The following is a 14,224-nucleotide window of genomic DNA, read 5'->3' on the forward strand; positions in this document are numbered from 1 at the left end:
CGGAATTTTGGATGGCTTATTTTGCTAAATCCAAAAATGGTTTAACTCTTTCCAGTGCAAATTCAAGCTGCTCTTTTTCGTTAAGAGTTGTATTATCTAATACGATAGCATCTTTTGCCCGTGTAAGCGGACTTTCCTTTCTGGTGGTATCTAAATAATCTCTGTGAGCAAGGTTTTCGAATATCTCTTCAAGAGTAATTTCCTGACCCTTGGCTTTTAATTCTTTATAACGCCTTTCTGCCCTGATTTTTGGATCTGCAGTCATAAAAATTTTTACCTGAGCCAGCGGAAAAACAGTTGTGCAGATATCACGTCCGTCCATAATTATATTTTTCGATTTGCCCATGCGCTGTTGCTGTTTTACCATCTCTTTTCGAACAGCTTTTACAGCACTGATTTCGCTAACAATTTCAGAAACATGCATTTGCCTAATCTCTTCAGATACTTCCTCGCCATTGAGTGTGATATGGGTCTGGTAATCACGGGAATGAAATTCAAGATGGATATCTTTCAACGCCTGTTCAACGGCAAGAGCATCATTGCGGTCGATATTATTTCGAAGAAAATATAAAGTAACAGCCCTGTACATAGCTCCGCTGTCAATATATATGAAATGCAGCTTTTTAGCTAAAGCTTTGGCAAGGGTGCTTTTCCCGCAAGAAGAATAGCCGTCAATAGCTACCACAATATTTTTGCTCATCGGGAAACAAAGGTAGTATTTGAATGAAAATTTGCAGAGTGAATCAGATAAATTCTTCTTCTTTTGTAAAAAATCAAGTTGCCGGCCAGTTTATTATTTTAGCGATGGAAATATCTAAAACAGATTTACTAAAAGAAGTAAAATTCAGAACTTCCAGAAGCGGTGGGAAAGGAGGGCAAAATGTGAATAAGGCCTCTAGTAAAGTTGAACTTATATGGGATGTTGCGGCTTCAAATTTATTTGATACGGAGCAAAAGCAACAAATTTTAAGAAAGTTACCGAATCGCATCAATGCATTTGGCTTGTTGCAGGTAATAACAGAAGAAGAGCGAAGTCAGTATTTAAATAAGGAGCGGAGTTTAGAGAAACTGATAATTTTAATTCAGAACGCATTACATAATCCTAAAATAAGAAAGGCCAGTAAACCTAAAAGGTCTTCTATAGAAAAACGATTGAAAAGCAAGCAGCTTCAATCCCTGAAAAAAATCAATCGCCGAAGTTCCGGACAGTTTGATTAATTATTAATCCTCACTGTTGAATTTATAATATAAAGCTATAGAACCGTATTGGTGAGCTTTGGCCTCGCTTTTAATTTCCCGGGATTTAAAAATAAGTGAAAAATCTGCTGTAAAGCGATTTTTAGAAAACATGTAACCCAGCTGCTGACTAAAAACCAGAGGTTTAACATCAAAGGTTATCGGTCCCTTGTCATCAGTAAATAAACCTCCTTCTGTAGTGGCATCGTAAGCAACGTATTGTAAAACAGGTTTTGCATAAAAGAATGATTCCTTTTCCTCAGCCACTTTTGAAGCCGAATTGTTTGAAAGTCGACTATTGCTGATTGCAGAATTGTAAAAAGGATTTATAATTCCGGCTCTGAATAGGATACCGGTTCCAATTCCGGAAAAGGTATTTCCGATATTGGCAAATGTATTAACTGAAAAATCAACAGTATTTGATTTTGAGCGATGTAAAAACTTATCAAACTGTATTTTAGCATTTAAACCAAATTCATCCTTCACCTGCGTCTCCCAACCTTCGATTGTATAAAAACCTGCTATATCATGCAATAAAGTTTGAGCATCCTGACCCAATGCTGAAGGGCCAATAGTGCCGGCTTGCAGGCTTACTTTAAGAGCATTTTCTGAATTGTAATGCCAGTTTAAACTACCGCCAGCGTATAGGTAAGCGGCAAAAGGACGGTCAACAAATTTTACATCCGGAATATAACCTGATTGTGGATTATACATTTTTTGACCAGCTTCTGCTTCCCAGATTAATTTATTGACAGTTTTATTCAATTTCCTCTGATCTGTTGCATGCCGGAAAGTGATGAAAAGTCCGTTAGTATAATAACGGTCCTGACCGTAAGCCAGATATGCATCATTATCACTGCGAAATCCAAATTCACTTTTGTATGTTGAGGATTGCCCTATAGCATACTCGGTGAGAAGGCTAAGAACAAATGTTAAGATGACTAATAAGGAGTTTTTCATAAATACAACAAAATTAAAAAACCTTCAGAATATAATTTTGAAGGTTTTTTAATTGGAAAATAAATTTTTAGAAAGTATATCCTAAACTTAAACCGCCGTAATATGGCAAAAAGAAATCACCGTTAAAAATTGGAGTCAGACCTGCTCTGAAAGAAAATCCGCCATCAACAGGCTGAAGTCTGTAAGAAAAACTCATGGTGCCGATTACATTACTATTATTATCGTCGAAAAGAAAAGAATCTTCATCCCCGCCGGTAGCAAGAACTGTGGCTCCTAATCCAATCTCAAAAAAATGCTTGCCTTTACCAAGTAAATAGTTTAATGAAACTGGAATAGTTGTGGCATTATCTCCATCTGCAGAAATATAACCAATACCAACGCGACCACCTAATCCATCACGGCGATTTCCAAATCGGCTGTCATAGTTGGCTGTAAATAATAAACCCTGACCACCAACTTCCACGAAAACATTTTGAGCTCTGCTACCATCTCCGGATGGAAGTTTCATTCGTAAATCGGAGGTGCTTTGTGAAGCAAATTGTTGTGCTGTGGCTAAGCCTGATATGAAGAGGCAGGCAGCAGTTAAAAAAGAAATGTAAATTTTTTTCATATTCATCATTTGATTAAGGGATGAAGATATAAAATACTTGAGTATTTTAAATGAACCATAAAAATTAAGCCTCCCGAAGGAGGCTTAATTTAATTTAAAACTGATTTAATAGGTTCGGTGACAATTATATTCATCGGATTTTTAACTTTATCTTTAGAAAGAGCAATGTCAATTACTTCTTTCATTTCCTTAACATAGTGAAAGTTCAGATCCTTGATATAGCTTTCCTTAATTTCCAGAATATCTTTCTGATTTGATTTACATAAGATGATATCCTTAATATTTGCACGCTTGGCTGCAAGTATTTTTTCCTTAATTCCTCCAACTGGCAAAACTTTCCCTCTTAAAGTGATCTCACCGGTCATGGCCAGATGCGGTTTTACCTGGCGCTGAGTAAAGGCAGAAGTTAAAGCAGTGAGCATGGTAACTCCGGCAGAAGGACCATCTTTAGGAGTAGCGCCGGCAGGAACATGGACATGCACATCCCACTGGTCAAATAGGCGATAATCAATTCCGAACTCCGAAGCATGAGCTCTTAAATAAGCCATGGCAATAGTTGCAGATTCTTTCATGACATCTCCTAAATTTCCTGTTAAAGAGAGTTTTCCTTTCCCCGGACTTAAACTGGCTTCTATAAAAAGAATATCACCACCCACCTGGGTCCAGGCTAATCCGGTAACTACGCCTGCAACTTCGTTTCCTTCATATAAATCTTTATCATAAATAGGAGCGCCCAGAATTTTTTCAACATCATCTTTGGTTATTGCTGGAGAATATTCTTCCTCCATAGCAATTTTGGTGGCTATTCCCCGAACCAGTGAACCCACTTTTTTCTCCAATCCTCTGACGCCAGATTCACGTGTATAATCTTCTATGACTTTTTCAAGAACCGTAGATTTTATAGAGATGTCCTTGTTTGATAAACCATGCTGCTCCCGTTGTTTGGGTAATAAATGCTGCTTGGCAATTTCAATTTTCTCCTCAATGGTATATCCGTTTACTTCAATAATTTCCATACGATCTAACAAAGCAGGCTGTATGGTACTTAAAGAATTTGCAGTTGCTATAAACATTACGTTCGAAAGGTCGTAATCAACTTCCACGTAGTGATCATAAAAGGCATTGTTTTGCTCAGGATCTAAAACCTCCAGCAAAGCTGATGAAGGATCTCCTCGAAAATCATTTCCTACTTTATCTATTTCATCCAGTACAAAAACCGGATTCGAAGTTCCTGATTTTTTGATCGATTGAATAATCCGGCCGGGCATCGCACCTATATAGGTTTTTCGGTGACCACGAATTTCTGCCTCATCACGAATTCCTCCCAAAGCCATCCGTACATATTTTCTGCCCAAAGCTTTTGCTATTGATTTACCCAATGAAGTTTTTCCAACTCCCGGAGGCCCAACAAGGCATAAAATCGGAGCTTTCATATTGTGCTTTAATTTAAGCACAGCCAAATACTCAATAATACGTTTTTTAACTTTATCCAGGCCGTAGTGATCTTTTTCCAGAATTCGCTGGGCCCTTTTCAGGTCAAAATTATCTTTGGTAAAATCGTTCCACGGCAGTTCAAGAAGTAATTCAAGGTAATTTATCTGAACCGAATAATCTGCTGCCGCAGGATTCATTCTTCCGGCTTTATCTAATTCTTTCGTAAAATGTTCACCAACTTCTTTAGCCCATTTTTTCTTTGCAGCACGCCCTTTTAAATTTTCAATTTCAAGATCGGGTGAATTTCCGCCTAACTCTTCCTGGATAGTTTTCAATTGTTGATTAAGAAAATAATCACGCTGTTGCTTATCCAGATCAACCCGAACTTTAGACTGAATTTGGTTTTTCAGCTCCTGCATTTGCAGTTCAACTGTTAAATGCTCCATTACCATATTGGCACGGTCACGCAGGTTGGCTACTTCCAGCATTTGCTGTTTTGCCGGAACATCTGCGTTCATGTTTGAGGAAATGAAATTGATCAGAAATGAAGGGCTTTCTATGTTTTTTATAGCAATTCCGGCTTCGCTTGGAATATTGGGCGATAGCTGGATAATTTGCATGGCCATTTCTTTTATGGAAGCCATGATCGCTTTAAATTCTTTATCAGTTTTTGGTCTTACTTCTTCAAATTTTTGAATAGTTGCTTTTATGTATGGGTCAGACTGAACTTCTTCGTCTAACCGGAAACGTTGTTTTCCCTGGATGATCACGGTTGTGTTTCCATCAGGCATCTGAAGCATTTTGATGATTAATGCGATAGTTCCTACCTGATTTAACTGATCAAAAGAAGGATCTTCCACAGCAACATCACGCTGCGAAACTACTCCGATCATGCGGTCTCCGCGATAAGCATCTTTAATTAATTTAATTGATTTATCTCTTCCCACAGTAATTGGTATAACTACTCCCGGAAATAAAACAGTATTTCGCAAAGGTAATATGGAAAGTATTTCAGGAGTTTCTTCTTTGTTCATTTCCTCCTCATCCTCCTGAGACATCAGGGGAAAGAATTCTGTATCTTCATTAATTAAAGGTAATGCCCGGTTGAAATCAAAAGTGTCGTAATTACTCATGTATTTTGGAAAAACGTCAATATGACAGTGAATTTTAAAAATTGCTATAATTTACAGCAAGATTGAGAAAGTGCAAGCTGTGTGCCAATAAAAGAATTAGATTTAAACCTGACTGATTAACCAGTTTAACCTTTTGAAATAAGCCAAATCTGCTTTATTTTGCTAAAACGATCTCTTTTGAAGCGGAATCATTGGCCTTGAACATTAGTGATGTTTTTGATTTTCCATCTTTAATATTTACAATATTATTCTGATCATCTGATATTTCCATAAGCGATTGTTGTTTCAATCGCATGTTATTCAATCCTTTAGAAGTTTTAACCTCCAGGTATAAACTAAGCATATCCCGCTTTAATTCTATCCCCACATAGTGGTTTTTTAACACTTGATTTTTACTGTCAGTGATCTGGAATTTCTTATCCAAATACTGGTAGCAATACTTGTTAAAATCAGCATCTGTAGATTTAATTTTACGATTAAACTGCCGTGATAAAGCTGTCTCCATGTCATCCGTAAATAAATTGATTATAACTTCTGCCGATTTGTTTTGAGGATTATACTCTATCTGAGTTAATGAGGTATAAAACTTATGAGCCTGAACAATGACCGTTGAGAAAGTTAAAAAAAGAATGAAGAAGAAGGTTCTTTTTATCATGTGGTAAAGTTAATTGGAATTTTTGGAGATTACTTGCAAAATAAAAAGCTCCCTGAGGAGCTTTTTATTAGGTTATAATTTTCCGTCTCTTTGCTGCTGCATCAAATTGGGTTGTTTGGTTTGCTGTTTTTCTTTAAAAAGCTGGAATTTAGATTCCATGGTTTTAGCTGGGAAAAAGTTATTGCTCAGATCTATATCTGCGGTTTCCTGTAAAGGGTCTAATGAAAACTGTTTAACCGGCTTTTTGCTAACAATTAACTTCGAAACCTTTTTATTATCCCGGCGCCAGATCTCAGCAGGAATGCGAACCATTTCCTTTGTTCCATCTTCGTATTCCATTTCTAAGACAATCGGCATTACCAGTCCGCCTACGTTTTCAAAATCAAGGATGTAATAATTGATTCCTGATTTTATAGCATCCTTTTGCTTTTGATCCAGAGCCTCATAATATTCTTTGTATTGTTTACGGTCGTAATCTGTAATTTCTAAAGCATCGTATTTTGTATAAAAATCCGAGAGTTCAGGAAAAGTCTCGATACGGTATTTTGGAATCGACGTTTTATTTCTTTGCTCAGAAATAGAAAGTGCTTCTTTTTCACGTTTGCTTTTTAAACGGGTTTTCTCAATTTCCGGATTTTTAGAATCAATACTGTACCAGCTTACATTATTTAAAGCGATGTCAACCGGCTTAATTCCATAAAACCAGCCTCTCCAAAACCAGTCAAGGTCTACTGCAGATGCATCTTCCATGCTTCTGAAAAAATCTGCAGGTTCCGGATGCTTAAAAGCCCATCTTTCTGCATACTGTTTAAAGGCGAAATCGAAAAGTTGACGACCCATTACCGTTTCCCTTAAAATATTTAAAGCGGTGGCAGGTTTTGCGTATGCATTAGGTCCTAACTGAATTACTGATTCAGAATTACTCATGATCGGATCAAGCAATGATTTATCAGAAGACATATAATTTACAATGTCTCGTGGCTCGCCACGGCGTGAAGGATATTTTTCTTCCCATTCCTGCTCTGTTAAATATTGGCAAAAGGTATTCAAACCTTCGTCCATCCAGGTCCACTGACGTTCATCAGAATTAATGATCATGGGAAAAAAGTTGTGGCCAACTTCATGAATAACAACTCCTACTAAACCATATTTAGTTTGTGCAGTGTAGGTTCCGTCAGTTTCCGGTCTTGGGCCGTTAAAACAGATCATTGGGTATTCCATTCCACCAACAGGGCCGTTAATTGACCATGCAACAGGGTACGGATAGTTAACCGTGTATCTTGAATAAACTTCTAATGTATGAGCAATAGCTTGAGTAGAAAATTTTTCCCATAATGGATTACCTTCTTTGGGATAAAGAGACATTGCCAGAACATCCTTGTTTCCAACTTTCACATTCATGGCATCCCATATGAATTTACGGGAAGAAGCCCATGCAAAATCACGAACATTTTCTGCTTCGTAAACCCACGTTTTAGTTGATTTGGACTTGCTTTTCTCATTGGCAATAGCTTCATCCTGGGTTATAATTATGGTAGGGCTGGCGCTGTTTTTTACTTTGCTTAATCTATCTAACCAGGTTTTTTTCATAACCTGATTTGGATTTTGCAGGGTTCCGGTTGCCGCCACCACGTGATCTGAAGGAACAGTAATACTTACCTTGTAGTCTCCAAACTCCAGAGCAAACTCTCCGGAACCCAGAAATTGCTTATTCTGCCATCCTGCCGCATCGTTATAAACCGCTAGTCTCGGAAAGAACTGCGCCATTTCATACAGGTAATTTTTATCGGCTTCAAAATATTCGTAGCCGCTTCTGCCACCGTGAGTTTTACAGTTATTAATATTGTAAGACCAGTCTACAGAGAAAACAAATTTTTCTTTAGATTTTAAGGGGCGGGGGAGGTCAACACGCATCATCGTTTTATTGATGCTGTATTTTAAACCATTTCCACTTGCATCTTTAATGCTCTTAATTTTATAGCCACCCTGAAACTGTTCTCGGTTAAAAACTTCCAGAGCTTTAAAATCCATAGCTGCACCAATAGTTCTGTTATTGGCAGTTTCTGTTAAATAGGTGTCAGATCCGGGACTAAATAAATTTTGATCAACCTGCAGCCAGAGGTAGGGTAAGGCATCAGGCGAATTATTGATATAAGTTATTGTTTCAGAACCTGATAAACTTTGGTTCTCATCATCAAGAACAACACTAATATTGTAGTTTACTTTTTGCTGCCAATACTCATGGCCCGGCGCCCCTGACGCGGTACGGTAGTTGTTAGGTGTAGGAAGTACTTCTCCTAATTGCTGAAATTGATTCTGACCGTAATCGGTTTGAGCCAATGCCGCAGTTGAGAAAAATACTGCTGAGGTAATTAATAGTATTCTTTTCATGTATTGAGTTTAGTTGAATGGCTAAAAGTACTACATTCAGAAATAATACTAACTTCACGCCGTTTATAAATACGATATTAATTTTGTTACACCTTTTTTCAAATGAAAATTATTTTTAGTTTTTTCTGCCTGTTAACCTTAACCGGAATCGCCAGTGCCCAAAGTTCTTATCAAAAAGTAGGACAAAAAGCATTAATTGACGGTGATTTCAAAATGGCTGTCGCTAACCTTGAAAAGGCTATTGCAACAGATTCTAATGATGTAAATACACTTTACATGTTGGGATATTCCTATTATCATTCATCAAATTATCCAAAAGCCGTAAGTACGTTTAACAGATTAATTTCATTGCGTCCGAATGAAAATAGTGCATACTATTACAGAGGGAAGGCCAGAAATATAATGGCTAAAGAATCAAAGAATATTTCTAATTCTGATCGTGAGAAATTGTTGCTTGGCTCTATAAGAGATTTTTCAAAGGCAATTCAGTTAGACGAAAATGATATTAAGCTTTACCAGAATCGTGCACTTGCTTATCGCGATTACGGAGTGCTTAAAGCGCAGAAAATTCCCGGCTTTTATGATAAGGGCAAAGCTATGCAGGCATTTAAAAGCTGTATAGTTGATTTCCAAAAAGTTTTAGATATAAACCCCGGCAGAAAAGATATCAGCTCTCAGCTGGAAGATGCCCGGAGTTATCTTGAAAATATCAAATAAAAAAAACCGGATTAATAATCCGGTTTTTTTGTTAATTCTAATGCTATTTTAAATTTCCCTGTATAAAATAGCGGTTATTTCCAATAATCAGCACATTTTGTGTTTTATGTATCTGATACAAAGAATCTGGAAAATAAATTAGTTTTTCGGTTGACTGGTATAATCTGTTGATCGTTTTATTTTGAATTTCGACCTGTTTTATAAATCCATCTTTATCTTTCCTGATCCGTAATTCACGCGTACGTAAGCTGGTGTCAGTTGCTGTATACAAAGTATTCAACCCATCAACTCTTATTTTATAGCTGTCATTCCAGGCAGGCTTATTAATATCTGACTCAATAAAAAGGCTTAATTCATTTTCCCAGTTTATGTCACGTATATCTTTGGTCTGACTGACGTTGTTTCTTGAAACGATTTTTGTTACTACCGGATTTGATTTCTGTAATCGTTTCACTTCTTTTTCAAAAAACTCTTTTACCTCAAAGTAAGAACCGGTTTTTTTGGTAGTCTGTTTATTTTGTGAACAGGAGAAAAGAGATGCGGCGCATAAGAAAACAATAAAATATCTCATTACGAAACTAAAACGTTACCGGTCATGGTTACAGGTACAGGAATATTCATCAGTGTAAGAATAGTAGGAGCAACATCTCCCAGCTTTCCATCTTTTATATGATGATAATCTTTGTCTATTAGGATGCAGGGAACCAGATTCGTGGTATGAGCTGTGTTTGGAGATCCATCGCTGTTAATCATATAATCTGCATTGCCATGATCGGCAAGAATAATGAATGAATACCCATTAGCTATTCCACATTCTACAACTGATCTCAAGCATCCGTCAACGGTTTCAACTGCTTTTACAACTGCTTCGAAAACACCGGTATGTCCAACCATATCAGGATTAGCAAAATTCAGACATACAAAATCAGGCCATCCATTTATCAGTTCGGGGCAGATGGCATCTCTGATTCCTTCGGCGCTCATCTCAGGCTTTAGATCATAAGTGGCTACTTTGGGAGAGGGAATCATGATTCGCCTCTCCTGAATAAATTCTTTCTCCCGTCCTCCGGAAAAGAAAAATGTTACATGCGGGTATTTTTCAGTTTCTGCAATGCGAATTTGGTTTTTATGATTCTGTTCCAGGATTTCGCCAAGAGTATTGTTCAGATCGTCCTTATCAAAAATTACATGAACATTTTTAAATGTATCATCATAATTGCTCATGGTAATGTACTCCAGAGCTAAAGGCTTCATATTATATTCCGGAAATTCTTTCTGAGATAATGCAGTCGTAATTTCGCGGCCCCGATCTGTTCTGAAATTAAATGAGATCACCACATCGCCTTCTTCAATTTTAGCTACAGGCTCGCCGTTTAAATCAGTTTTAACTATCGGCAGGATAAATTCATCTGTTACATCCTCATCATAAGATTTTTGAATGGAGGTAGCAATGTCAAACGTTTTCTCACCCTGACCATTTACTAATAAGTCATACGCTTTTTTGATACGTTCCCATCGGTTATCCCTATCCATGGCATAATATCGGCCAATGGCGGAAGCTAATATTCCGGCAGAATGATTAAGATGGGATTGCAGTTCATTGATAAAAGTTAATCCCGAATTCGGATCCGTATCACGCCCGTCTAAAAAAGCATGGATAAAAACATTTTCTGCGTGGTTTGCCTGTGCGGCATCACAAAGTCCTTTTAAATGATTGATATGGGAATGAACTCCGCCATCAGAAACCAGACCGATAAAATGAATTTTTTTATTATTCTTTTTAGCGTAAGAAAATGCCTGAGTTAATACGGGATGAGTATAAAATTCTTTATCAATAACCGCCTTGTTAATGCGCCCAAGTTCCTGGTAAACAATTCGACCAGCACCCAGGTTCATATGTCCTACTTCAGAATTTCCCATTTGGCCTGCAGGTAATCCAACCGCTTCACCGGATGCCTGGAGAGTGGAATTTGGGTAATTTGCGATTAAATAATCGAAGAATGGTGTATTTGCAACCGAGATTGCATCAGATCGGTCGTGTTTACCGTAACCCCAACCATCTAAAATAAGTAATATTGCTTTTTTGTCCATTAAATGCAAATATACACTGCATGTTTCATATTGTTTATTTTTTCAGATAACATGGCATAATTTTCGCTTTCTTTTATAAGTTATGAAATTAAAATTTTTTTACCTTCTTTTATTTAGTTTCTGCTTAATATCTACAGTTAAAGCACAGGATGCTGATGTAACGGTTAAAGAAGTAACAGGTTATTTAAAGTCATCCAATACCGCTGAACTTGCTAAGAATTTCGCTTCTACCATAGAGCTGATCATCTTATCAGAAGAGGATGTATATTCTAAAATACAGGCAGAAATTATCTTAAAAGATTTTTTTTCCAAACACCAGCCTATATCCGCCAAAGTTATCCATTTGCTGGATTCCAATCCCAATTACCGCTTTGCGGTTGTTTCCCTCAAAACTGAAAATGGAAATTTTCGCATCAGCTATTCTTTAAAAGATACAGGTGGTCAGTATTTAATTACCGATATGCGTATTGAATTAGAGAAAGAATAAATGATGTTTCAGAAGTATTATTACTTTTGAAATCGAAGCATATTATGGATTTAAACACCTTTTCAATTCAATCATTTGTCAGTCAGGCCTTAAAGGAAGATGTGGGAAATGGTGATCATACCTCTCTTTCAACCATTCCTGCCGGAAAGCAGGGAAAAGCGAAACTCCTTATAAAAGAAGACGGAATTATAGCGGGAGTTGACGTAGCTCTGGAAATTTTCAAAATAGTTGATTCTGCTTTAGTAGTCGATGTTTTAATTGCTGATGGTTCTGCAGTTAAAAATACTGATATTGCTTTTTACGTAACCGGCAGTGTACATTCTATTTTAATTGCCGAGCGATTGGTTTTAAATACCATGCAGCGTATGAGCGGTATCGCCACTGTAACCCATCAAATTGTTGATAAATTAAAAGATACCGATACTAAAGTTTTAGATACACGTAAAACCACCCCTAACTTACGTTTCCTCGAAAAATTAGCTGTAAAAATTGGCGGTGGAGTAAATCATCGTTTTGGTTTATATGATATGATCCTGATTAAGGACAATCATGTAGATTATGCCGGAGGAATCAGGAAAGCTATTGAGGCATCACGTAAATATCTTGAACAAAATAATTTAAATATTCCCGTAGAAATTGAGGTGCGAAATCTGACCGAACTGAATGAAGTTTTAGAGACAGGGCAGGTTGATCGGATTATGCTTGATAATTTTTCTTTTTCAAATCTGAAAGAGGCCGTTAAAATAATTAATAATAGATTTAAGACTGAGGCTTCCGGAGGAATTACTGCAGATAATGTACTGGAATATGCATTGTGCGGAGTAGACTTTGTATCCATGGGTGCATTAACTCATTCTGTTAAGAGTCTGGACATGAGCTTAAAAGCCGTGAAAGAATAATTATAAATAATTCTAGTCTGTTCGGCTCGTGGTTTTTAGTAATATTGTACCCCGATGATTTCAATATACTCGATTTCAGCATTAATAGCAGCATACCTTTTCGGCTCCATTCCAACAGCCGTTTGGATTGGCCAGGCTTTTTATGGAATTGATGTAAGAGAATACGGAAGCGGGAATGCCGGCGCAACCAATACTTTTAGGGTTTTGGGTAAAAAGTCGGGAATGGCTGTAATGATTCTGGATATCTTAAAAGGATATACAGCTACTAATCTGGCTTATTTGATTGGACTTTCGGTCACTGGTCCCCACAATTCTATACAGTTTGCAAATTATCAGCTTGCATTAGGCATTACCGCTGTTATGGGGCATCTGTTCCCCATATTTGCTGGTTTTAGGGGTGGTAAAGGGATAGCCACATTATTTGGAATGATATTGGCAGTACACTTTCCGGCAGCGATGCTTTGTGTTCTTGTATTTATTTTAGTGTTTTTGACTTCCAAATATGTATCCTTAAGTTCAATCCTTGCCGGATTCACTTTCCCCTTAAGTATCATATTTGTTTTTCAATCTCCAATTCGTTCTGTGGTATTATATGGTATGTGTATATGCGTTCTAATACTTGTAACTCATCAAAAAAATATTGAGCGATTAATTAAAGGCAAAGAATCCAAAGTAGATCTGTTCAAAAAGAAAGTAGGTTAATCAAAACTTAGTCAAAACAGATTTATGAAAGCATTTAAATTTTTAGCAGTATTTGCAGTTTCGGCAGTACTAGTATCATGTTCCCAGGTTCCTCTAACAGGCAGAAGTCAATTAAGTCTGGTAAATGATGAAGCATTACAACAGGAAGCTGTTTCTGCTTATCGCGATTTTTTAAGAGATCCAAAAACTAAGGTAATAACTAATTCCGCAGATGCCCAGCGGGTTAAGAATGTTGGTTCCAAAATAGCCAGTGCCATTAACCGCTACATGCAGTCTAATGGATATGGCGACAAATACAATTATAAGTACGAATTCAATTTAATTGAAAGCAAAGATATCAACGCATGGTGTATGCCAGGGGGGAAAGTTGCGGTTTATACCGGAATTTTACCTGTAACCCGCGACGATGCCGGACTAGCAACTGTTATGGGCCATGAAATTGCTCATGCAATTGCTCAGCACGCAGCAGAAAGATATTCTCAAATGACTGCAGCACAATTTGGCGGAGGTGTTATAGGTGCCGCAGCAGGCGGTCGTTCTGAAGGAACACAGCAGGTTTTAGGTCAGTTGTACGGAATTGGTGGTCAATTGGCTATTTTAAATTATTCCCGTAAACAGGAAACCGAAGCAGATCGTTTAGGTTTGGTATTTATGGCGATGGCAGGTTACAATCCGGATAATGCGGTATTGTTCTGGCAAAGGATGGCTGCTGCCAAACAAGGTGGTGGTGCTCCTCCGGAGTTTTTAAGTACGCACCCGAGTGATGCAACCCGCATTGCTCAGATTAAAAAAAATCTTCCGGAAGCCCGTCAGTATTATAAGAAATAAGAATAAACTATTATTGAAATTATCCTGAATGAGAATCTTTAACCGGAGAATCGTTCAGGATTTTTTTATGGGTCATTATTT

The 14,224-nt window shown here is 37.4% G+C and carries 14 protein-coding genes; 6 read left to right on the forward strand and 8 right to left on the reverse strand.

Going from position 1 to position 14,224, the window contains the following annotated elements; genetic code table 11:
• Positions 1–16 precede the first annotated feature (16 nt).
• Positions 17–700: a (d)CMP kinase gene (gene cmk, locus G521_RS0111380; protein WP_026898650.1), complete on the reverse strand. Its 684-nt coding sequence runs from the start codon at positions 698–700 to the stop codon at positions 17–19.
• A gap of 38 nt (positions 701–738) precedes the next feature.
• Between cmk and arfB the strand changes: the two genes are divergently transcribed.
• Positions 739–1,218, forward strand: coding sequence for an alternative ribosome rescue aminoacyl-tRNA hydrolase ArfB (arfB, locus tag G521_RS0111385; protein WP_245580862.1), 480 nt, complete (start codon positions 739–741; stop codon positions 1,216–1,218).
• A gap of 3 nt (positions 1,219–1,221) precedes the next feature.
• On the opposite strand, the gene G521_RS0111390 is transcribed toward arfB, so the two are convergent.
• The 5 genes from G521_RS0111390 to G521_RS0111410 form a co-directional block, all read right to left on the reverse strand.
• Positions 1,222–2,196 (reverse strand): lipid A deacylase LpxR family protein, encoded by a 975-nt coding sequence (locus G521_RS0111390; RefSeq protein ID WP_026898652.1) that lies wholly within the window; start codon positions 2,194–2,196, stop codon positions 1,222–1,224.
• A gap of 67 nt (positions 2,197–2,263) precedes the next feature.
• Positions 2,264–2,806: a hypothetical protein gene (locus G521_RS17080; RefSeq protein ID WP_155975785.1), complete on the reverse strand. Its 543-nt coding sequence runs from the start codon at positions 2,804–2,806 to the stop codon at positions 2,264–2,266.
• Between the two features lie 89 nt (positions 2,807–2,895).
• The gene (lon, locus tag G521_RS0111400; protein ID WP_026898653.1) at positions 2,896–5,373 is read right to left on the reverse strand and encodes an endopeptidase La; all 2,478 of its coding nucleotides are present in this window, start codon (positions 5,371–5,373) and stop codon (positions 2,896–2,898) included.
• A 154-nt stretch (positions 5,374–5,527) separates the two neighbouring features.
• Complete coding sequence (locus G521_RS0111405) at positions 5,528–6,028, reverse strand: DUF6702 family protein (RefSeq protein ID WP_026898654.1); 501 nt, start codon at positions 6,026–6,028, stop codon at positions 5,528–5,530.
• 72 nt (positions 6,029–6,100) lie between these two features.
• Entirely contained in the window at positions 6,101–8,419 is a 2,319-nt protein-coding gene (locus tag G521_RS0111410) for a M1 family metallopeptidase (protein ID WP_026898655.1), read from the reverse strand.
• Between the two features lie 102 nt (positions 8,420–8,521).
• On the opposite strand from G521_RS0111410, the gene G521_RS0111415 reads away from it, so the two are divergent.
• Positions 8,522–9,136 (forward strand): tetratricopeptide repeat protein, encoded by a 615-nt coding sequence (locus G521_RS0111415; protein ID WP_026898656.1) that lies wholly within the window; start codon positions 8,522–8,524, stop codon positions 9,134–9,136.
• Positions 9,137–9,179: 43 nt separating this feature from the next.
• Here G521_RS0111415 and G521_RS0111420 read toward each other — a convergent pair whose 3' ends face one another.
• Positions 9,180–9,707, reverse strand: coding sequence for a hypothetical protein (locus tag G521_RS0111420; protein ID WP_026898657.1), 528 nt, complete (start codon positions 9,705–9,707; stop codon positions 9,180–9,182).
• The gene (gene gpmI, locus G521_RS0111425; protein WP_036679127.1) at positions 9,707–11,227 is read right to left on the reverse strand and encodes a 2,3-bisphosphoglycerate-independent phosphoglycerate mutase; all 1,521 of its coding nucleotides are present in this window, start codon (positions 11,225–11,227) and stop codon (positions 9,707–9,709) included. Before gpmI ends, G521_RS0111420 begins: the two co-directional genes overlap by 1 nt.
• Before the next feature lie 82 nt (positions 11,228–11,309).
• Here gpmI and G521_RS0111430 point away from each other — a divergent pair, with 82 nt between their 5' ends.
• From G521_RS0111430 to G521_RS0111445, 4 genes are read left to right on the forward strand one after another with little or no spacing between them, the layout of a single operon-like run.
• Positions 11,310–11,714, forward strand: a complete 405-nt coding sequence (locus G521_RS0111430) for a DUF4783 domain-containing protein (protein WP_026898659.1) — start codon at positions 11,310–11,312, stop codon at positions 11,712–11,714.
• A gap of 44 nt (positions 11,715–11,758) precedes the next feature.
• Positions 11,759–12,613: a carboxylating nicotinate-nucleotide diphosphorylase gene (gene nadC / locus G521_RS0111435; protein WP_026898660.1), complete on the forward strand. Its 855-nt coding sequence runs from the start codon at positions 11,759–11,761 to the stop codon at positions 12,611–12,613.
• Positions 12,614–12,667: 54 nt separating this feature from the next.
• Positions 12,668–13,315 (forward strand): glycerol-3-phosphate 1-O-acyltransferase PlsY, encoded by a 648-nt coding sequence (gene plsY, locus G521_RS0111440; protein WP_026898661.1) that lies wholly within the window; start codon positions 12,668–12,670, stop codon positions 13,313–13,315.
• Positions 13,316–13,339: 24 nt separating this feature from the next.
• A complete protein-coding gene (locus tag G521_RS0111445) occupies positions 13,340–14,143 on the forward strand; it encodes a M48 family metallopeptidase (protein ID WP_026898662.1) in 804 nt (267 codons plus the stop codon).
• Positions 14,144–14,224: the final 81 nt, after the last annotated feature.

Source organism: Daejeonella oryzae DSM 19973 (genome assembly GCF_000422945.1).
GTDB classification, from domain to species: domain Bacteria; phylum Bacteroidota; class Bacteroidia; order Sphingobacteriales; family Sphingobacteriaceae; genus Daejeonella; species Daejeonella oryzae.